The following is a 21907-nucleotide window of genomic DNA, read 5'->3' on the forward strand; positions in this document are numbered from 1 at the left end:
TTATTCCTTTTATAATTATAAACGTTTAAGTTTCGATTTTACTTTAAAGTTTCCCTTCTGGGAATTTGTAGATCACACAATTGATGTTCATTCCTGCTCCAACGGACGTGAAAAGAATGTGAGAACCTGGAATGAATTCCTGCCCTTCCATTTTTCCTTTTCTGATCAGGTCGAACAAAGTCGGAACCGTTGCCACAGACGAATTCCCAAATTCCTGGATCGTCATCGGAGAGATCGCGTGGTCATAATCCTTTTGTCCATACAACTTGAAAAGTCTGCCGATCATCGCATAATCCATTTTTGCATTGGCTTGATGGATCAATATTTTTGTAATGTCCGAAATATCAAGGTTTGCTTTTTCAATCGTTTTCTTGATCGCATCTGGAACGTTTTTCAAGGCATATTCGTAGATCTTACGGCCTTTCATTTGGATATATTGTCTTGCTTCTTTCGATTCAAGATTCAGACTTGGTCCATTTGCAAGATAATTGAGTTCCTCACCATTGTCACAAAGCGTACTGTCCGCCAAAACACCCACGGTAGTATCTTCTGTCGCCGTCACTACAACCGCACCAGCGCCATCTGCGAAGATCATTTTATTTCTGTCGAATTCGTCCGTTACCCGGCTCAATGTTTCGCCGCCGACAACAAGAATCGTTTTTGCCTTTTTAGCTTTGATCAATGTATCTGCAAGGATCAAAGACTCTACCCATCCTGGACAACCGAAGATCATATCATAATTGACACAAGATCTGTTCTTGATATCCAATTTGTTCTTCAATCTAGCTGATAACGAAGGCATAAAATTAGGAATTCCATCCACATCTACTTCTCCAAAATTGGTCGCGTAGATGATATAATCGATTTCCTCTTTATCAATGCCAGCATCCTCGATCGCTTCTAATGAAGCTCTGAGACCAAGGTCCGAATTGAAATCCTCAGGATTCAAATATCTTCTTCTTTCGATCTCTGTGATGTCCACAAACTTCTGAATGATCTCGTCCGTCGGTTTCTCAATCAGTTGATTATTATCATCATAGAAAACAGAATCCTTGAAATGTGAACCTTCTATTATGTTTTCCGGAATGTAACATCCGGAGCCAATGATCAGTGTATTAGGCATTGATATTAATAAATTTTAATATGCAAAATTACATAAAAATTAATAGTTGGAATTTTTATTTTATTAAATTTTAGGACTCTTGTAATTAATCAATTGTAAATGTGAAGTATAGACGATCAATTCAGCTTTTCCGACTTGATATTTGAATTTTTTATGATAGAATTTCTATTTTTGAAAAATGTTTGAATTCCAAACCATAGACAAAGCAATCGAGGACGTTCTGATGAAGGAAAAAGGAAGCAAATTCATCGGTTTTGCTTATCCTGTCGATTGTGAATCTGAAGTCAAATCCAGACTCCATCATCTTCAAAGCATTCATCCGAAAGCCACACACCATTGTTATGCTTATCGGCTAGGAATCAATGGTGAGAATTACCGCGCGAACGACGATGGTGAACCTTCCGGAAGTGCAGGTCTGCCAATCTACAATCAACTTTTAGCACATCAAATCACGAATGTTCTGGTCGTAGTTATCAGATATTACGGCGGAACAAAATTGGGCGTTGGCGGATTGGTAAAAGCTTACAAAGAATCTGCGAAATATACTTTGGAAGAAGTCAAAATCATCACCAAAGAATTAGAGTCTAAAATCGAATTGAAGTTCAAATTCTCACAACAAAATACCATTTTCACCTTGCTCAATAAGTACGATGCGAAAATCATCACGTTCGAAGCGGAAGATATTTGCACGATTGTAGCCAACTTCAAAACCTCAAAAAAAGAAAGCATCTCAGACGAGTTGTCCGAGATGCTTTTGGAATTTAATATTTCATAACTTTTATCTTCTACTTCCCAGCAACATCGATGCAAAATAAAGCAGTTGTGCTAATGAACCTAAAGCCGCAACAACATAAGTTCTAGCTGCCCATTTCAAAGAATCTTCCGCGCCGGCATATTCCTCACGAGAAACAGTTCCTGTAGTTTCCAGCCATTTCAAAGCGCGATTGCTAGCATCATATTCCACCGGCAAAGTGATGAACGCAAATAGCGTTGTAATAGCAAACAAAATCACACCAATTGCCAAAACGGTCGTATTCCCATTCGGATTATCAATACTTCTTGTACCAGCCATAATTGCAATACCAGCAATCAAAACAAACTGTAATAGATTTGAACTGATGTTCACAATCGGAACCATTTTGGACCGCAATTGCAACATAGAATAGCCAACAGCGTGTTGAACAGCGTGACCACATTCGTGAGCCGCAACCGCAGCAGCAGCGGCATTTCTCTGCATATAAACCGCTTCGGAAAGATTGACAGTTTTGGTTTCTGGATTGTAATGGTCGGTCAATTGTCCTGGAACGGAAACGACCTGAACATCATTAATCCCATTATCTCTCAGCATCTTTTCGGCGATTTCTTTTCCGGAAAGTCCATTTCTGAGATGAACTTTGGAATAATGCTCGAATTTGGATTTCAATCTTGATGAAACAATCCAACTCAGCAGCATAGAAATCCCAATAATTAAATAGTAACCAGTCATTATATTTTCAATTTACATTAAAATAAATTACATCTTTTGATGTAAAAATCGTACCAAAGCCTTGCTTTTTTTTCCTTAAAAACTATCTTTGTCTAATCTATAAACAAGAATATGGGAAATATCAATATAAAGCAAGTAGTTACGGAAAAAGACGAAATGGATTTCATCAAATTCCCGATGGAACTGTACAAAAACAACCCGAATTACGTTCCGCCATTGATTAATGAAGAAAAAAATATCTGGAAAAAGGAAGAAAATCCTGCGCTAAATTATTCTGAAGCAAAGCAGTTTTTAGCTTATAAAAATGATAAAATCGTTGGTAGAATTGCTGTTTTGATTAATAGAAAAGAAGAGAAAGAACTTGGCATCAAGAAAGTCAGATTTGGCTGGCTGGATTTCATCGATGATGCAGAAGTTTCTAAAGCTTTGATTGATATCGCCATTAATTATGCTAAGGAAAATCTAATCGATAAGATTGAAGGTCCGATGGGATTTACGAATCTTGACAAGGCTGGAATGTTGACTTTCGGGTTTGATAAATTGGCTACAATGATAGGACTTTATAACAACGATTATTATCCGAAACATTTGGAAAACCTTGGCTTGGTGAAGGAAAAGGAATGGGTTGAGTTTGAATTGCAATTCCCTGAGATTTTGCCTGAAAAAGTAGAGAAATTCAGTTCTTTGATTGCTCAGAAATACAAATTGAAAACTTTACAATTCAAACATAAAAAAGAGATTTTGCCTTACGTAGAATCGATGTTCAAATTGTTGGATGAGACTTACAAGCACCTTTCCACCTACACTCCGATTTCTGATGAGCAAATCAAAACTTATAAGGAAAAGTATTTTGGATTTATAGACAAAGATTACATCACCTGCGTGGCGGACGAGAACAATCAGTTGGTAGCGTTTGCGATTACGATGCCTTCTTATTCTAAAGCTTTGCAGAAATCAAAAGGAAAACTTTTCCCATTTGGCTGGTGGCACTTTTTACAGGCTGGAAAGAAGAATGAGCGCGCTAACTTTTATCTGATTGGAATCCATCCGGAATATCAAAGAAGAGGCGTGACTTCAATGATTTTTAAAGCGATTCAAATGAACCTTAAAAATAAAGGCATCAAATATCTGGAGACCAATCCAGAATTGGAGGAAAACAAGAGCGTACAGGTTCTTTGGCAAGATTATCATCCTGTGCATCATAAAAGCAGACGAACTTATTCACTACAACTAAATAACTGATAAGTGATAATTGATAAATGATTTATCAAACAATTGTTTAGCAAAATATAAATTTGAGAAAGTGCATTAATCTTTTAAAAATCAATTCACATTGAAAAAGCAACTATACATCTACGTTGGTCTGATAATCCTGTTTGTGGCTTATAATTTCTACAAACCTATCAAAGACGACAGAATGGACACAGCCATCAACATTCTGTTTGCCAGTGTGTTGTTTCTTTACATCGCTTATATTGCCTATCTCGTTCTGAAGCGGATAGGCAAAAAAGACAAATAGATTCTTATTTATAACTGTTCTAAATTTACTAAAACAGACTTTTCTCTTGTTTACATAAGCCTCATAATTTACTATATTAAATCTTTATTTAGTATTTTTGCATAGTTAAATTTGACCTTATGAATTTACCCGAAAATTATATTCCAATACTAATTCAGGCCGCAGTCGGTCTTGGATTCGTAGCTATTTCTTTGTTAGGTGCTCATTTTTTGGGTCCTCAGCAGAAGAAAGGGAATTCTGTAAAAAACCAAGCCTGGGAATGCGGTATTCCTAGTGAAGGTAATGCTAGAACACCATTCTCCATCAAATATTTCCTGACTGCAGTTTTGTTCGTATTGTTCGATATCGAGATTGTATTCTTCTACCCTTATGCGGTTAACTTTAGAGAGTTTGGAATGGAAGGCTTTGTAGCCGTACTTACGTTTGTTGCAATTTTCTTTGTCGCTTTTTTCTACGTTTGGAAAAGAGGCGCATTGGATTGGGACAAATAAATTAAATTAATTACGTTTTGGATTTAAAATTGAATCAATTAAAATCTAAAATTTAAAATCTAGAAAAAATGTCAGATAATAAACCAGTAATAAAAACAGATGCGCCCGCTCCTCCAGGATTTGAAGGAGAAGGATTTTTCGCAACCAACTTGAGCAGTGTGATTGGGATGGCAAGAAAGTTTTCACTTTGGCCTTTACCTTTCGCTACATCTTGTTGCGGAATTGAATTTATGGCGACATTGAATCCAACTTACGATGCGTCAAGATTTGGGATGGAAAGAAACTCTTTCTCTCCAAGACAGGCAGATATGTTGATGGTTTGCGGAACGATTGCTAAGAAATTAGGACCCGTTTTGAAAGAAGTTTACACCCAAATGGCTGAGCCAAAATGGGTAGTTGCTGTTGGGGCTTGTGCTTCCAGCGGTGGTATTTTTGATACTTATTCGGTTCTTCAAGGAATTGACAAAATCATTCCTGTCGATGTTTATGTTCCAGGATGTCCGCCAAGACCAGAACAAATTATCGAAGGTGTAATGCAGGTGCAGGCTTTGGCAGAAAGCGAAAGCATCAGAAGAAGAGATATGCCGGAATATCAGCATTTATTGGATTCTTACAATATTAGTAACTAAGGAAGATGACGAACGAATTTGTATTAGAAGCTATCACGAGAGAATTTCCTGAGTCTGTAATTTCCAGTTCAGAACCTTACGGGATGTTGACAGTTGAAATCAAAAAAGACGATATCAAAAAGGTGATTCATTATTTGAAAGATTCAACTTTAGAAATTAATTTTTTGACAGACGTTTGTGGGATTCATTATCCTGAGACACCTGAGAAGGAAATCGGCGTTATTTATCACTTGCATAATATGATGACCAATTTCAGAATTCGTCTCAAAGTTTTTATGACGAGAGAAAACGTTGAAGTTGATTCTTTGACAGAATTATATGCCGGCGCAAACTGGATGGAAAGAGAAACTTTTGATTTTTATGGAATCAAATTCAAAGGCCACCCGGACTTGAGACCAATCCTTAATATGGAAGACCTGGGTTACCATCCAATGTTGAAAGAATATCGCTTGGAAGATGGAACCAGAACAGACAAGAACGATAGTATGTTCGGAAGATAAAATTAATATAAATGATAAATGATGATAGATAAATGGTTATCGATTATCACCTATCAATTATCAATTATAAAGAATATGAAAGATAACTCATTATCTAATATACTTAACCAATACGACAGCAAGGAACAAATCGACGGGCAACTATACACCCTGAATCTTGGACCTACGCACCCTGCAACTCACGGGATTTTCCAGAACGTTCTTACGATGGACGGAGAAAGGATTCTTCACGCTGAGCAAACTGTAGGTTACATCCACAGAGCATTCGAAAAAATCTCTGAGAGAAGAAACTTTGCACAAATCACGACGCTTACCGATAGAATGAACTACTGCTCTGCCCCCATCAACAATTTGGGTTGGCATATGACAGTTGAGAAATTACTTGGAATCAAAGTTCCAAAACGTGTCGATTATATGCGTGTGATTTTGATGGAGTTGGCAAGGATTGGTGACCATTTGATATGCAACGGTGTAACAGGAATGGATGCCGGCGCAATTACAGGATTGACTTATATGTTCATCGAAAGAGAGCGTATCTACGATATGTATGAGCAGATTTGCGGTGCAAGGATGACGACCAATATGGGAAGAATCGGCGGTTTCGAAAGAGACTTCACACCGAAGTTCCACGAGTTGTTGAAAGACTTCTTGAAAACTTTCCCAGCAAGATTTGCAGAATTCGGACAGTTGTTAGAAAGAAACCGAATCTTTATGGACAGAACCATCGGCGCAGGCGCAATCTCAGCAGAAAGAGCCTTGAGCTACGGTTTCACAGGTCCAAATCTACGTGCGACCGGCGTTGATTATGACGTGAGAGTTGCACAACCTTATTCTTCTTACGAGGACTTCGATTTCATCATTCCGGTTGGAACTGCGGGCGATACTTACGACCGATTTATGGTTCGTCAGCAGGAGATTTGGGAATCTTTGAAAATCATCAACCAAGCTTACGACAATCTTCCAGAAGGACCATTCCACGCGGATGTTCCAGATTTCTATCTTCCCGAAAAGGCAGATGTTTACAACAAAATGGAAGCCTTGATTTACCATTTCAAAATCGTAATGGGAGAAACAGATGTTCCAAAAGGCGAAGTTTACCACGCTGTAGAAGGTGGAAACGGCGAATTAGGATTCTATCTTGTGAGCGACGGCGGAAGAACGCCTTACAGACTTCACTTCAGAAGACCTTGTTTCATTTATTACCAGGCATATCCGGAAATGATTACCGGTGCAGTAATATCTGATGCGATTGTGACGATGTGTAGTATGAATATCATTGCGGGAGAATTAGACGCATAACAAAAACAACAAGAAAAAAGATGAAAGAGTAAAGACTTTCATATCAAAATAAAAATTGAATTTAGAATATAGAATTACGAGTCTTGACTCTTTGTTCTTGATTCTTTAATCTTAAATAAGATGAGCGAAACAATTGCTTTTAAACCTGAAAGCTTAGCACAGGTTCATAAAATTATGGCGAGATATCCGGAAGGCAGACAAAAATCTGCGTTGATTCCCGTCTTGCACATTGCACAGAAAGAATTTGATGGTTGGTTGGCTGTTCCAGTGATGGATTATGTTGCAGAATTATTGAGCATCACACCAATTGAAGTATATGAAGTTGCTACTTTCTATACAATGTTCAATATGAAGCCGGTGGGGAAATATGTTTTGGAAGTTTGCAGAACCGGACCTTGTATGCTGAACGGAAGTGATAATATTCTCGACCACATCAGAACAAAATTGAATATAAAAGATGGCGAAACCACAGCAGACGGACTTTTCACGTTGAAACCTGGAGAATGTCTTGGCGCTTGCGGATATGCACCGATGATGCAGTTGGGAAAATTCTACCACGAGCATCTGACCATAGAAAAAGTTGACGAAATCATTGACCTTTGCAGACAAGGCGCCATCGATTTAGGTTAAGAATTAATTTAGATAAATAATTAAGCAAAAGCTGTCACACTGAACTTGTCGAAGTGCAAAAGCCAATTGCTAAAAGCTTATAAATATAATGAGTAAAAAACTTTTACTTAAAAACGCACATATAGAAGGCATTCGCTACTACGAAACTTACCGCAAACACGGTGGTTACGAGTCGGCAGAAAAAGCCTTTAAAATGAAACCTGAAGAAATCCTGGAGGAAGTGAAAATCTCCGGACTTCGTGGTCGTGGTGGCGCTGGTTTCCCAACGGGACTCAAATGGAGTTTCCTTGCAAAACCGGAAGGCGTTCCAAGACACTTGGTCGTAAATGCCGATGAGTCTGAGCCAGGAACTTTCAAAGACAGATATTTGATGGAGTTTCTTCCTCATTTACTAATTGAAGGAATGTTGATTTCATCTTTTGTTTTAGGTTCCAATGTTTCATACATCTACATCAGAGGAGAATATTCTTGGATTCCGGATATTTTGGAAGAAGCCATCGAAGAAGCGAAAGCAGCAGGTTTTCTTGGAAAAAATATCTTGGGAAGTGGTTTCGATTGCGAGATTTATGTTCAAAGAGGTGGCGGTGCCTACATCTGTGGCGAAGAAACTGCTTTGCTAGAATCTCTTGAAGGCAAAAGAGGAAACCCAAGACTAAAACCACCTTTCCCAGCGGTAAAAGGACTTTGGGAAAGACCAACGGTTGTAAATAACGTAGAATCTATCGCCGCTGTTGTTCCTATTATCGAAATTTCTGGCGCTGAATATGCTAAAATCGGTGTTGGAAAATCAACTGGAACCAAATTGATTTCGGCTTGTGGAAACATCAACAAACCAGGCGTTTACGAAATTGATATGACCATTACGGTTGAGGAATTTATTTATTCTGATGAATATTGTGGTGGCATCCCGAACGGTAAAAAGCTGAAAGCTTGTATTCCTGGCGGAAGTTCCGTTCCAATCGTTCCTGCAAACTTATTACTGAAAACCATCAATGGTGAACCAAGATATATGAACTACGAATCCCTTGCTGACGGTGGTTTTGCTACCGGGACGATGATGGGTTCAGGTGGATTTATAGTTTTGGATGAAGACCAGTGTGTGGTCAATCATACAATGACATTAGCAAGATTCTACAACCACGAGAGTTGTGGACAATGTACGCCTTGCCGTGAAGGAACGGGCTGGATGTACAAAATATTGAAAAAAATAGAAAAAGGAGAAGGCAAAATGGAAGACATCGATTTGCTTTGGGACATCCAGAGAAAAATCGAAGGTAATACCATTTGTCCTTTGGGAGATGCTGCTGCCTGGCCGGTTGCTGCTGCTATCAGACACTTCAGAGATGAATTTGAATGGCACGTGAACAACCCTGAGCTCAGCCAAACCCAAAATTACGGATTGGCAAATTATGCAGACCCAATCCCGGCAGTAGCTAAATCATAAAAATACAAAGAACAAAGTTTCATCAAACAAGATAATATTACTTTTTAATAATATTAAAGTTTAATAGTGCAAAGCACGAGAGAAGCGTTCATATAAAAATGGATATTCGGTATCCAAATAGAATAATGAAGAAGATATTAAATGCATTTTTTGTAACTATCATAGGATTGAATCTTGTAGTAGGACAAAAAAAAAGTATAGATTCGTTGATTGAAAGTGATTCAGTGGATTTACTTCCAGTTAATAAATCAACACTTAAAAAAGGAACAATGTTCGTTTTTTGGGGTTGGAATAGAGCTGGATTTAGCAAGTCAGATATTCGTTTCAAAGGGAATGGTTATGATTTCACATTGAACAATGTTGTCGCTCACGACAGACCATCAGAATTAAGTTTGGATTATATTAATCCTGGAAAAATTTCTGCACCACAGTTCAATTTCAGGTTTGCCTTTTTTTTAAAGGACAATCTGGCTTTGGTAGTTGGAACGGATCATATGAAATATGTGATGGACCAAGAGCAGACTGTTGATTTCAATGGTTATGTTACAAATCCGACTTATGCAGCAATGGTTCAGAATGGGAGCCTAGATCTAACAAGTGCTGAATTCGTTACCTTTGAGCATACAGATGGACTGAATTATGTAAATGCTGGTGTAGAGAAATACAAAAATATTCTAGCAAAGAAGAATTTTGATATTTTCTGGGCTTACGGAGCCGGCGCAGGTGTTCTGTTTCCAAAGAGTAATGTTAAACTTTTTGGAAATGAAAGAAGTGACAGATTTCACGTGGCTGGATTTGGATTGGACGCAAGAGCCAACATCAATCTTGTTTTCTGGAATCATTGGATGGCAAGAGTAGAAGGAAAATTTGGTTACATCAATATGCCAGATATCAAAACTACACTTAATAATAAACCTGATAAAGCCAGTCAGGACTTCGTATTCTACCAAGTTAATTTTGGGATTGGATACGTTTTTAATAGAAAATTAAAGAACTAAAATATACAACAAGTTATATTTTAAATATAAATAGAATTGACAAAAGATCTAGGACAAAGATTTAATCTAAAATCCAAAGATCTAAAACCTTGAAATATGAGCGAAGAAGTCAAAAAATTTAAAGTTACCATAGACGGACAAACGACTGAAGTTTTGCCTGGCACTTCTATTTTGGAAGCTGCAAGACAAATCGGAGGAAAATCTGTGCCGCCAGCTATGTGTTATTATAGCAAACTGGAAACCAGCGGAGGCCGATGCAGAACGTGTTTGGTAGAAGTATCAAAAGGTTCCGAAGCAGACCCGAGACCAATGCCTAAATTGGTTGCAAGCTGTAGAACTGGTGTGATGGACGGAATGGAAGTGAAAAACCTTAGTTCTGAAAAAGCACAGGAAGGTAGAAAGGCTGTGACCGAATTCCTTTTGGTCAATCACCCTTTGGATTGCCCTGTTTGTGATCAGGCAGGAGAATGTCATCTTCAGGATCTTGGCTACGAGCACGGAAACCTGGAGACCAGAACTGAGTTCGAAAGAAATACCTATGATGCAGACGACATTGGTCCAAACATCAAATTGAATATGAACCGTTGCATCCTTTGCGCAAGATGCGTATTGGCAGCGAATCAATTGACGGAGAAAAGAGAGCACGGAATCCTTTACAGAGGAGACCACGCAGAGATCTCTACAATGTTGAACAAAGCTTTGGACAACGATTTCATCGGAAACGTGATCGATGTTTGTCCGGTTGGAGCTTTGACAGACAGAACGGCGAGATTCACCAGCAGAGTTTGGTTCACAAAACCTTACAACGCAACTTGTTCTTGTACAAAATGTAGCGGAAAAGCGGTCGTTTGGATGAAAGGTAATGAAGTGGTGAGAGTAACGGCTAGAAAAGACCAATACGGTGAAGTTGAAGAATGGATCTGTGACGAATGTCGTTTCCACAAAAAAGATACTGCACTTTGGAACATCGAAGGACCAAGACATATCGACAGACATTCTGTGATCTCTCTAAATCATTATGAGAAAAAAACAGACAGCTACAATGTTTTAGAAAATTTTGAAGCCAAAGAAATTGGTGTTTCAGACGAAAAAGAAATTGAAAAATTAGATAATGAGACGATTTGATTTTGAGAATTTCTCAAGAATCAAAACTCAAATAAATTGATATGGAATTACTGACTTTTAAAATCATATTGGTACTTGCTCTATTCCTTCTGGCGCTTACGATTGCAGCCTACTCTACTTGGGCAGAAAGAAAAGTGGCCGCTATTATGCAGGACAGGATCGGACCAAACAGATCGGGACCTTTCGGATTGTTGCAACCGTTGGCAGATGGTGGTAAATTTTTCTTCAAAGAGGATTTTACGCCACAACACGCTGAGAAATTCCTTTTTATATTAGGACCTTCTTTGGTGATGTTTATTTCATTGATCACTGGTGCAGTGATTCCTTGGGGTAAAACATTGAACATTGGCGGAAATTCTTTTGATCTTCAAGTTGCAAATATCGATGTTGGCGTTTTGTTCATTATCGGAATGGCTTCCATCGGTGTCTACGGAATTATGATCGGAGGCTGGGCTTCGAATAACAAATATTCATTGCTTGGTGCCATTAGAGCTTCTTCTCAGATGATCTCTTACGAGTTGGCAATGGGATTGGCACTTCTTTCTATCATTATGATGACAGGAAGTTTGGACCTAAAAATGATCTCTGAAACTCAGGCCACTGGAAAAATCTGGGGATTCATTCCTGCAATTTCCGGGATCAACTGGAATATTCTTTACCAACCATTGGCATTCTTAATATTTTTTGTTGCAGCTTTGGCAGAAACCAACCGTCACCCATTCGATCTACCTGAATGTGAATCTGAGTTGGTAACTGGCTACTCCACCGAATATTCTTCAATGAAATTAGGATTGTATATGTTTGGGGAATATGTGAATATGTTCATTTCAAATGCATTCATCGTAGTTCTTTTCTTCGGAGGTTACAACTATCCTGGAATCGATTGGGTCACTCAGAACTGGGGAGAAAATGCAGCTGGGATTTTGAGTATTGTGGCTTTCCTGACAAAAACAATCGTAGGAATCCTGATCTTTATGTGGATCAGATGGACACTTCCAAGATTCAGATATGACCAATTGATGCACCTTGGATGGAAAACTTTGATTCCATTGGCATTGGTAAACCTAATGATCACTGGTGCTGTGATTTTGGCATTTGGAAATTAATAGGTTGGAAGTCAGAAGTCGGAAGACTGATGTTAAAATATAGAATAATTTGAAAATGAGCTGATGCGAAAAGGCGACGAGGGAATGTACTTCCATCTCCCAGCTTCCATCTTCTAACATTTAATATAAAAAATAATGAAACTTACGAACAGATCAAAAGTTGTTTCGAATAAAGAAATGACCTTGGGCGAAAAGATCTACCTACCTGCGATTTTCAAAGGTATGGGGATCACGTTGAAGCACGCTGTGAGAACCGTTGTAAAACGCGCTCCAAACGTATATTCTTATCCTGAGGTTCAAAAACCAAGAGCAGAAATCTGGAGAGGCCAGCACGTTTTGAAGCGTGACGAAGAAGGCAGAGAAAGATGTACAGCGTGTGGACTTTGTGCCGTGGCTTGTCCTGCGGAAGCGATCACAATGACAGCCGGCGAGAGAACCAAGGAAGAAAAACACCTTTACAGAGAAGAAAAATATGCTGAGATCTACGAGATCAATATGCTAAGATGCATCTTCTGCGGAATGTGTGAAGAGGCTTGTCCTAAATCCGCGATCTACCTAACGGACAGATTGGTGGACGTGGAACAAAACAGAAATTCTTTCATCTACGGAAAAGATAAACTGGTTGAGAAAATTAATGCAAGGATTGACATCACAGAAAGACAATCTGAGAAACAAAAAAATGCAGTAAAATAATGGATCAGATTTTATTTTTTATCGTAGCGTTTTTAGCCATCGCAAGTGCAGTTTACTTTGTATTTGCAAAAAATCCAATGTACGCGATCCTTTCCCTGATTGTTACGATGTTCTCCATTGCGGGAATGTACATTCTTCTGAACGCGCAATTCTTAGGTATAGTTCAAATCATTGTTTACACAGGAGCAATTATGGTTTTGTTCCTTTATATATTAATGATGTTGAATCTGAATGCAGAAGACGAAAGCAAAAAGCAGAACCTTCCGAAGTTCATCGGGATCTTCTCAGTTTGTATTTTGTTTGTTGGGATGTTGGGTGCTTACAAAGGCCTTAGCGGAAAAACAGTAGCAGAAGGCAACATCGATTATTCTGTGGGATTGACAAAAAATCTTGGAAGATTATTGTTTAACGAATATGTATTGCCATTCGAATTGGCTTCTATCCTGATTTTAGCAGGAATTGTAGGTGCTGTTCTAATTGGTAAAAAAGATTTATAAGATTATGGGAGGAGACGTAAATACATTTATACAGCAAGTGCCTTTGGAATATTTCATTATTCTGTGTACGCTTCTGTTTTGTCTTGGTGTTTTGGGAGTTTTGGTTCGTAAAAATGCCATCGTGATATTAGGATGTGTAGAATTGATGCTTAATTCCGTGAATCTTTTATTGGCAGCATTTTCTGCTTACAATGGTGATGGCAACGGTCAGCTTTTGGTATTTTTCATAATGGTAGTTGCCGCAGCAGAAGTAGCTGTAGGATTGGCCATTATCGCAATGATGTACAGAAATACCAAATCTGTGGACGTAAGTATTTTTAATAAATTAAGAGGATAATAAAAGGAATGGAAAATTTAGTTTACGCGATCGTACTTTTACCTTTAATTGGATTTCTCATCAACGGACTTTTCGGGAAAAACCTTCCGAAGATGGTTGTTGGAGGATTGGCAACATTGGTAGTTTTCGCTTCGTTTGTTATCACAGCAAGTATATTTTTCGGATTCAAAAATGACAGCGCACCTGTTGTCATCAAAGCATTCGAATGGTTCACAGTAGCGGGTATTCAGGTTAATTTCGGATTCCAAGTCGATCAATTGTCATTAATGATGGTAATGATTATCACAGGAATTGGTTCATTGATTCACCTCTACTCTATTGGTTATATGAGCCACGACAAAGGATTTTATAAGTTTTTTACTTATCTGAATCTCTTCATTTTCTCGATGTTGCTTTTGGTTTTAGGTAGCAATTATCTGATCTTGTTTATCGGTTGGGAAGGTGTTGGACTTTGTTCTTACTTATTGATCGGATTCTGGTACACCAACGAGGAATATGGAAAAGCAGCAAGAAAAGCTTTCATTATGAACCGTATTGGTGACCTAGGATTGTTGATCGGGATCTTTGCCATTGCAGCAAACGTTAACGCTATCGATTATCTTTCTGTAGCTCAAAATGCTTCCAGCTTCGAATTGGACGGAACAGTGATCATCTTTATCACTGCAAGTTTATTTATCGGAGCAACTGGGAAATCTGCTCAGGTGCCATTATACACTTGGTTGCCAGACGCGATGGCTGGACCAACACCTGTTTCTGCATTGATCCACGCAGCGACGATGGTAACAGCTGGTATTTATTTGGTAGTAAGATCTAACTTCTTGTTTGTCCTTGCACCAACAGTTCAGGACGGAATTTTATTAATTGGATTCTTGACTGCAGCATTGGCTGGTTTCTACGCACTTCGTCAAAACGATATCAAAAAAGTATTGGCATATTCTACAGTTTCTCAACTTGGTTTTATGTTCATCGCTTTAGGTTTAGGCGCCTATTCAACAGCAATGTTCCACGTGATGACGCACGCTTTCTTCAAAGCTTTGTTATTCTTAGGGGCAGGTTCTGTAATTCACGCGATGAGCAACGAGCAGGATATGCGTTTTATGGGAGGCTTGAAAAAATATATTCCAATCACGCATATTACATTCCTGATCGGAACTTTGGCAATCTCAGGATTCCCATTATTATCAGGGATGATCTCCAAAGATGAAATCTTGGTGGCAGCTTATGCTAAAAATCCAATTTATTGGGTGATGTTATTCATCTTGGCGGCTATCACTGCAACTTATATGTTCAGATTGTATTACTTGACTTTCCACGGCGAGTTCAGAGGTACAGAAGATCAAAAGCACCATTTGCACGAGAGTCCTGCAAATATGACTTTACCATTGATTGTTTTGGCTGTCCTTTCAGTAGTTGGAGGTTTTATTAATCTTCCTCACTTTATCGGTCACGGAAATTATGCCAAATTAATGGAATGGCTGAAACCTGTTTTGACGGATGAAAGTTTCAAACAAATGGAAAATACACTTTCCGGAGTTCCATTCAATACAGAAATGATTCTTTTGGGAGCTACGATCATAATGTTCTTCACAGTTTGGTTCTTTGTTAAAAACACTTATGTGAAAAAACAAAAAAGAGCACTTCCTGAAGATCAATACACAGGTTGGGAAAAATTATCGGCGAGAAAATTATTCGTGGATGAAATCTACAACGCCTGCATCGTAAGACCTTTTGAGGAAGCTGGTAAAGCAGCAGCGATGTTTGATAAAGCAGTTCTGGATCCTATCGTGAATTTCATAGGACTTGGCGCGGCAGATTCTGGAAGAGCGGCAAAACGCCTTCAGAACGGAAATGTAGAAAACTATGTGCTGATTATGTCGTTGGCTGTAGGTATCGTATTAATTGTTAACTTTTTATTGAAATAAATAGATAATGTCTTATTTACTATTAACATTATTACTGTTACCTCTTGTAGGTTCGGGTTTACTCTTTTTCTGGAAAAATGCTTCCAGTAAATATATCGCATTGGCCTTTGCCCTTGCACAGATGTTTTTAGCATTTTATATGTTGGGAAGTTTCGATTTCAATCCAACGGTGGATGCGCCATTGCAATACGAGATCACTTATCCTTGGTCCAGCTACATCAAAAGTAGTCTGAATTTCGGGATAGATGGAATGAGTATGCTGATGGTCCTATTGACGAACATCTTGGTTCCATTGATTGTTTTGTCTTCTTACAATGAATCGAAAGGCTATCCAAATTCTTTCTATGCACTGATATTATTGATGCAATTCGGATTGTTGGGTGTTTTCACTTCTTTGGACGGATTGTTATTCTACATCTTCTGGGAAATAACTTTGATCCCAATCTGGTTGATCGCCGGAATCTGGGGACAAGAGGACAAGAGAATCAAATTCACGACAAAATTCTTTGTGTACACCTTCGTAGGATCTTTGTTTATGTTGATCGGTTTGATCTATGTTTACAACCACGCTGCGTCTTTCGCATTGACAGATCTTTATAATGCAAACCTTAACATCAACGAGCAGAATGTGATTTTCTGGTTCATCTTCTTTGCATTTGCAGTGAAGTTACCAGTTTTTCCTTTCCACACTTGGCAACCTGACACGTATACCTACTCTCCTACTCAAGGATCGATGTTGCTATCAGGAATTATGCTGAAGATGGCGGTTTATGGTGTCTTAAGATATCTATTACCAATCACACCATTAGCAATCGGCGGAATTTCAGGCGAAATCGTGATCATACTTTCAGTAATCGGAATTATCTACGGTGCTTTGATTGCAATGATCTCTACAGACAGCAAACGATTGATTGCTTTCTCCTCTCTTTCCCACGTCGGATTGATTGTCGCAGGTATTTTTGCCTCAGCAGTTGTAACAATGAGAACAGGATTGACTTTCGAAGGTGGACAAGGCGCGATGATCCAGAGTTTTGCTCACGGGATCAACGTTGTCGGATTGTTCTATTGCGCAGATATTCTTTATAAAAGATTCAAAACAAGAGACATCAGAAAAATGGGTGGTTTGGCAAAAGTCGCTCCTAAGTTTGCGATCCTGTTTATGATCATCTTACTTGGTGCAACTGGAGTTCCATTGACAAATGGTTTCATCGGAGAATTTATCTTGTTGAAATCAGTATATACCTACAACCATTTGATGGCAGTTTTAGCTGGACTGACAATCATTCTTTGCGCCGCATATATGTTGAGATTCTACGGAAAAGCAATGTTTGGCAAAGGTGACGATTCAGTTTTGGCGACTACAAAAGATGTAAGCAATGTAGAGTTCACAGTTTTGGCAAGTTTATCAGTTTTCGTCATTGTTTTGGGGGTTTATCCTCAACCAGTGATAGAAATGGTAACGAGCTCTGTGAGTTTCATTTATTCATCAATGATCAATTAATTTAAAAATTAAAAATTAGCAGACTAAGAATTGAGAAATTAAAAATCTCATCTCTTATATCTCGCTTCTCAAATCTATATTATGGGTGTTTTAATAGTTTTATTCCTTACGGCAATTCTTGTATTATTCTCGGGTGTTTTCGAGAAAGGAAAATACGCAAGATACATCGGGATCGCAGGATTGATCGTTGGTTTATATGTCAGTTTCCTTCCAGAATGTGAATTTTTTGCGCAGTACAGATCGATGTATGAATACGGAGACAATGCTCAATTGTTCACAAAAATTTCTATTGTAGCAACTTCACTTTTGTTTTTTTTAGGAGGATTTGCATTCAGCAATCACAGAAGCCATCAGTCAGAGTTGTACGCTTTGATGTTGTTCGCACTTTGCGGAGGCGTTGTATTATTCGGATTCCAAAACTTGGTTACATTGTTCTTAGGAATCGAGATTCTATCCATTCCATTGTACGTAATGGCTGGAGCTAACAAAACTGATCTACGTTCTACAGAAGCTTCGATGAAATATTTCCTGATGGGCGCATTTGCAACAGGTTTCTTGTTGTTCGGAGTTGCTTTGGTTTATGGAAGCGCAGGAAGTTTTGATCTTTACACAATCCACGATTTCGCCATCAACAATCCAAAAAATTTGATGTTGATAATGGGAGCAATCTTGATGTTGTGTGCATTGGCATTCAAAGTTTCATTGGCACCATTTCATATGTGGAGTCCTGACGTTTACCAAGGTTCGCCTTCACTGATTACCGCTTTTATGGCATCAGTGGTTAAAATTGCAGGTTTCTTCGCACTATTCAAATTGATGACAATCGCTTTCAACGGAATTGCCGGAGATTGGATTAATATTTTAGGCGTTTTCATCATCTTAACTTTATTATTAGCAAACGTAATGGGATTGGTTCAGACCAATGCGAAAAGAATGCTCGCCTACTCTTCCGTTTCCCACGCAGGTTACATCGCTTTGATATTCTTCGGAATCAATAATTTCTCAACTTACATTTTAGGATATTATTTATTTGCATATTCATTGGCAACGGTTGGTGTTTTCATCAGTTTGCTTTGGGTAGAGAAAATCAAAAAAGAAACTTCTTTCACAGCTTTTAATGGACTTGGAAAGAGAGAGCCAGTTTTAGCAGTCGTTTCCACAGTTTCTATGTTATCAATGGCTGGAATTCCGTTAACTGCTGGTTTCATCGGGAAATTAGGAATTTTCAACCAGGCGATTGGCGGACATTATGAGTTCTTGGTTTTGATCGCCGTTTTAGGTTCTGCGTTGAGTATCGCTTATTATTTAAGATTGATTATCGCAATGTTCTTCTACAAAGAAGACAATTTCAACACGACAGAAAAAGCGAGTATTACTTATAACATCGTATCTGTAGTCATTATTTTGGCGTTGGTTTCAATGGGAATTGTACCAGATTTGTTTGCAAAAATATTCGGATTATAAAAAATTCAAATAATATAAATTATAAACCTGATTCTAAATGAGTCAGGTTTTTTTATTCTGAAAAAAAATTAATTTAAACTAAAAACTCTCCCACTCACCAACTCTCAAACTCTCCCACCAATTATGGCGCCTATATCCGCGCTCCGTTCCCGCTTTTTTCTGTTAATGCTTTCCACCATTTGCAATCGATAAGAAATTTAGTACATCGCAATAACAGAAAAAGAGCTCCACTCAGCTCGGGGCGCGCTTCGCAAATTTGAAAATTGAGCCATCAAAACAAATTATCCAACAAGTTTCAACTTTCAAATTACAAAAAAAACTAAATTCGTAATTCCAATTTTCAAGATTATGAATCATATATTATTATTCTTATTTATAATTTCTCTTTCCGGCTGTTCTCCTTCAAAATTAGATGGAACGAAGGAAATAGAACTCACTGATGTGAAATACGGAAACTATGAAAGGAATCAAATGGATATTTATTTGCCGCCAAACAGAACCGCAAATACTCCATTTGTTGTAAACATTCACGGTGGCGCATGGACAGTGGGGGATAAAAGTTACGACACTTCTTTATCCAAATATCTCTTATCAAAAGGAATTGCCGTTGCCAATATCAATTACAGATATGCCAATGCAGACACGCATCTTCCCGAATTATTGAATGATGTCGATAACGTTTTCAAATATCTCATTGCACACTCCAAAGAATGGAACACCAGAAGCACAGGATTCTCAATCACCGGACAAAGCTCCGGCGCGCACATTTCGCTGATGTACGCTTACACCAGAACCGATAAAATCAAAGCAATAGTTGACCGCTGCGGACCAACGGATTTTACAGATGCAAGCACACTCTGGCAATTCAGTAATCAGCAATTGCTGGATGCGGTCAACAAAATGTCCGGCAACAAAACAATTTGGAAAGAAGGCGATCCTATTCCGGAACTTTACGTCAAATCCAGTCCAGTGAAATCTGTAAAAAACATCCCAATTCTAATCATCCACGGCGATCAGGATCCGATTGTTCCCATTAAGCAATCTTATAATCTGATTGATGAACTCAAGAAAAAAGATTATCCGCACAAATTATTAATTTTTCGAGGGGCGGATCATTCGTTGGACGCACTACCTGGTAATTCGGTCAAAAAAATCACATCAACCGCTGAGTGGATCAACAAATATGGCAAAAATTAGTGTCAATGTAATTTGATTCTCACTCTCAAACTTTATCTTTATTCAAAATTTTATTTCAATGAAAAGATTCATTCTATTTTTCTGTGTACTCTCCTTCGGTCTAGGATTTTCTCAAACCAAAACTGTGGAAGAAAATTTCACAAAGAAGGAAGTTTACATCCCGATGAGAGATGGTACTAAGCTATTTACCATCATATATACACCAAAAGATATTTCGAAGAGCAACAAATATCCTGTGATTATGAACAGAACCTGCTACAGCATCGCACCTTATGGAGAAACGAATTTTAGAAAGAAACTAAGTCCTAACAAATTCATTGAGAATGAAAAATACATCTTCGTTTTCCAGGATGTGCGTGGAAGATATATGAGTGAAGGTACATTTACGAATATGACACCGCAAGTGGATCATAAGAGCAAAAAAGATATCGACGAAAGTACAGATACGTATGACACAGTAGATTGGCTGGTAAAAAATGTTCAATATAACAACGGAAAAGTTGGTCAATATGGAACTTCATATCCGGGATTTTATACGGCAGTAGGAACTTTAGCAAATCATCCGGCTTTGGTGGCATCATCTCCACAAGCGCCAATTTCTGACTTTTGGTACGATGATTTCCATCACAATGGCGCTTTTTTGATGAGTTATTTTAAGACTTTCCCTGTCTTCGGCGTTAATAAAACCAAGCCCGAAAAAGAATCCTGGTTTGCAGATAAAATGATTAAACCAACTTCTGATGACGGTTATCTTTTCTACAAAAATATGGGAACGCTGAAAGATGGCGTGGACAAATATTATAAAGACAACTTCTTTATGCAGGAAGTCGTAGATCATCCAAACTATGACGAATTCTGGCAAAAAAGGAATCTTCTTCCTCATCTCAAAAACATCAATCACGCGGTAATGACGGTCGGTGGCTGGTTCGATTCTGAGGACCTAAGAGGACCATTGGAAATCTACAAAACCATAGAAAAGTCCAGTCCAAAAGCTAAAAACACCATCGTGATGGGACCATTCTCTCACGGCGGCTGGAACTACGATAGCGGAAAACATTATCATAATGATATCTACTTCGGTGACAGTATTGCAACTTATTATCAGAAAAATATTGAGCAGCCTTTCTTCCATCATTATTTAAAAGAAGATTCCAAAACGGCTGCGAAACTTCCGGAAGCTTACATGTTTGATACCGGAAAAAAAGAATGGAAACAATTTGAAAACTGGCCACCTAAACAAGCTGCAAAACAGACTTTTCATCTGAACAGTACAGGAACTCTTTCTAAGACAGGAGAAAATCCGAAAACTTTTGCGTCTTACTATTCTGATCCCAACAAACCTGTGCTGAGCAGTGAGAACTACAAAGATATGAATGGTTTCACGCCGAAAAATTATATGAGCGAAGATCAGCGGTTTGCAAGCAATAGATCCGACGTGTTAAGTTATACAACCGAAGTTTTGGAAAATGACGTGACACTGGCAGGAGAGATTTTAACTAAACTAAAGATTACAGCGACTTCTACCGACGCTGATTTTATTGTAAAGTTAATAGACGTTTATCCGGCTGATGAAAAAGCAAATGCTGACAAACCAAATGTTGTTTACGCAAATTATCATCAAATGGTAAGAAGTGAGATTATGCCAGCAAGATTCCGCAACAGCTTCGAAAAACCAGAACCACTAGTGCCGAATAAAATTGCCAGTGTGGATGTGAAGTTACAGGATGTTTTCCACACGTTTAAGAAAGGTCATAAAATTCAAATTCAGGTTCAGAGCACGTGGTTCCCTCTAATGGCGATCAATCCTCAGAAGTTTTTAGATAATCCTTATAAAGCAACAAAGGAAGATTATGAAAAAGCTCAAATCAATGTTTCTAGCGGAAGTACAATAGAATTCGATGTTTTGAAATAATAAAAATAAAAGCACAGACCTAGGTTTGTGCTTT

The 21907-nt window shown here is 38.3% G+C and carries 22 protein-coding genes; 20 read left to right on the forward strand and 2 right to left on the reverse strand.

The genetic code is table 11. The features are described from left to right. Positions 1-43: 43 nt before the first annotated feature. A complete protein-coding gene (locus tag PQ459_16795) occupies positions 44-1123 on the reverse strand; it encodes a 3-oxoacyl-ACP synthase III family protein (GenBank protein WDF46546.1) in 1080 nt (359 codons plus the stop codon). Positions 1124-1301: 178 nt separating this feature from the next. On the opposite strand from PQ459_16795, the gene PQ459_16800 reads away from it, so the two are divergent. Then, positions 1302-1898: a YigZ family protein gene (locus tag PQ459_16800; GenBank protein WDF46547.1), complete on the forward strand. Its 597-nt coding sequence runs from the start codon at positions 1302-1304 to the stop codon at positions 1896-1898. Between the two features lie 3 nt (positions 1899-1901). On the opposite strand, the gene PQ459_16805 is transcribed toward PQ459_16800, so the two are convergent. Continuing rightward, positions 1902-2609, reverse strand: coding sequence for a zinc metallopeptidase (locus PQ459_16805; protein WDF46548.1), 708 nt, complete (start codon positions 2607-2609; stop codon positions 1902-1904). Positions 2610-2720: 111 nt separating this feature from the next. Here PQ459_16805 and PQ459_16810 point away from each other — a divergent pair, with 111 nt between their 5' ends. The 19 genes from PQ459_16810 (at position 2721) to PQ459_16900 (ending at position 21873) form a co-directional block, all read left to right on the forward strand. After that, positions 2721-3851 (forward strand): GNAT family N-acetyltransferase, encoded by a 1131-nt coding sequence (locus PQ459_16810; protein WDF46549.1) that lies wholly within the window; start codon positions 2721-2723, stop codon positions 3849-3851. Positions 3852-3942: 91 nt separating this feature from the next. Then, entirely contained in the window at positions 3943-4128 is a 186-nt protein-coding gene (locus PQ459_16815; GenBank protein WDF46550.1) for a hypothetical protein, read from the forward strand. A 119-nt stretch (positions 4129-4247) separates the two neighbouring features. Next, entirely contained in the window at positions 4248-4619 is a 372-nt protein-coding gene (locus PQ459_16820) for an NADH-quinone oxidoreductase subunit A (GenBank protein ID WDF46551.1), read from the forward strand. Positions 4620-4687: 68 nt separating this feature from the next. Continuing rightward, on the forward strand, positions 4688-5248 hold the full coding sequence (locus PQ459_16825) for an NADH-quinone oxidoreductase subunit B (protein ID WDF46552.1): 561 nt from the start codon (positions 4688-4690) through the stop codon (positions 5246-5248). Positions 5249-5253: 5 nt separating this feature from the next. Then, entirely contained in the window at positions 5254-5748 is a 495-nt protein-coding gene (locus tag PQ459_16830) for an NADH-quinone oxidoreductase subunit C (protein WDF46553.1), read from the forward strand. Positions 5749-5823: 75 nt separating this feature from the next. Continuing rightward, positions 5824-7047: an NADH-quinone oxidoreductase subunit D gene (locus PQ459_16835; GenBank protein WDF48739.1), complete on the forward strand. Its 1224-nt coding sequence runs from the start codon at positions 5824-5826 to the stop codon at positions 7045-7047. Positions 7048-7167: 120 nt separating this feature from the next. Further along, entirely contained in the window at positions 7168-7677 is a 510-nt protein-coding gene (locus PQ459_16840) for an NAD(P)H-dependent oxidoreductase subunit E (GenBank protein ID WDF46554.1), read from the forward strand. A gap of 88 nt (positions 7678-7765) precedes the next feature. Further along, entirely contained in the window at positions 7766-9121 is a 1356-nt protein-coding gene (gene nuoF, locus PQ459_16845; protein WDF46555.1) for an NADH-quinone oxidoreductase subunit NuoF, read from the forward strand. Between the two features lie 125 nt (positions 9122-9246). After that, entirely contained in the window at positions 9247-10119 is an 873-nt protein-coding gene (locus tag PQ459_16850; protein WDF46556.1) for a hypothetical protein, read from the forward strand. Between the two features lie 96 nt (positions 10120-10215). Continuing rightward, a complete protein-coding gene (locus PQ459_16855; protein ID WDF46557.1) occupies positions 10216-11244 on the forward strand; it encodes a 2Fe-2S iron-sulfur cluster-binding protein in 1029 nt (342 codons plus the stop codon). A gap of 41 nt (positions 11245-11285) precedes the next feature. Beyond that, on the forward strand, positions 11286-12350 hold the full coding sequence (gene nuoH, locus PQ459_16860) for an NADH-quinone oxidoreductase subunit NuoH (GenBank protein ID WDF46558.1): 1065 nt from the start codon (positions 11286-11288) through the stop codon (positions 12348-12350). A 135-nt stretch (positions 12351-12485) separates the two neighbouring features. After that, positions 12486-13043 (forward strand): NADH-quinone oxidoreductase subunit I, encoded by a 558-nt coding sequence (locus tag PQ459_16865; GenBank protein WDF46559.1) that lies wholly within the window; start codon positions 12486-12488, stop codon positions 13041-13043. Then, positions 13043-13540: an NADH-quinone oxidoreductase subunit J gene (locus PQ459_16870; GenBank protein ID WDF46560.1), complete on the forward strand. Its 498-nt coding sequence runs from the start codon at positions 13043-13045 to the stop codon at positions 13538-13540. Before PQ459_16865 ends, PQ459_16870 begins: the two co-directional genes overlap by 1 nt. Before the next feature lie 4 nt (positions 13541-13544). After that, positions 13545-13877: an NADH-quinone oxidoreductase subunit NuoK gene (gene nuoK, locus PQ459_16875; GenBank protein ID WDF46561.1), complete on the forward strand. Its 333-nt coding sequence runs from the start codon at positions 13545-13547 to the stop codon at positions 13875-13877. A gap of 8 nt (positions 13878-13885) precedes the next feature. Further along, complete coding sequence (gene nuoL / locus PQ459_16880) at positions 13886-15799, forward strand: NADH-quinone oxidoreductase subunit L (GenBank protein WDF46562.1); 1914 nt, start codon at positions 13886-13888, stop codon at positions 15797-15799. Positions 15800-15806: 7 nt separating this feature from the next. Then, complete coding sequence (locus PQ459_16885; protein WDF46563.1) at positions 15807-17300, forward strand: NADH-quinone oxidoreductase subunit M; 1494 nt, start codon at positions 15807-15809, stop codon at positions 17298-17300. Positions 17301-17381: 81 nt separating this feature from the next. After that, positions 17382-18764 (forward strand): NADH-quinone oxidoreductase subunit N, encoded by a 1383-nt coding sequence (locus PQ459_16890; GenBank protein ID WDF46564.1) that lies wholly within the window; start codon positions 17382-17384, stop codon positions 18762-18764. A 348-nt stretch (positions 18765-19112) separates the two neighbouring features. After that, entirely contained in the window at positions 19113-19961 is an 849-nt protein-coding gene (locus tag PQ459_16895; protein ID WDF46565.1) for a prolyl oligopeptidase family serine peptidase, read from the forward strand. A gap of 58 nt (positions 19962-20019) precedes the next feature. Continuing rightward, positions 20020-21873: a CocE/NonD family hydrolase gene (locus tag PQ459_16900; protein WDF46566.1), complete on the forward strand. Its 1854-nt coding sequence runs from the start codon at positions 20020-20022 to the stop codon at positions 21871-21873. Positions 21874-21907: the final 34 nt, after the last annotated feature.

Origin of the sequence: Chryseobacterium sp. KACC 21268, assembly GCA_028736075.1 — a bacterium.
GTDB lineage: Bacteria > Bacteroidota > Bacteroidia > Flavobacteriales > Weeksellaceae > Epilithonimonas.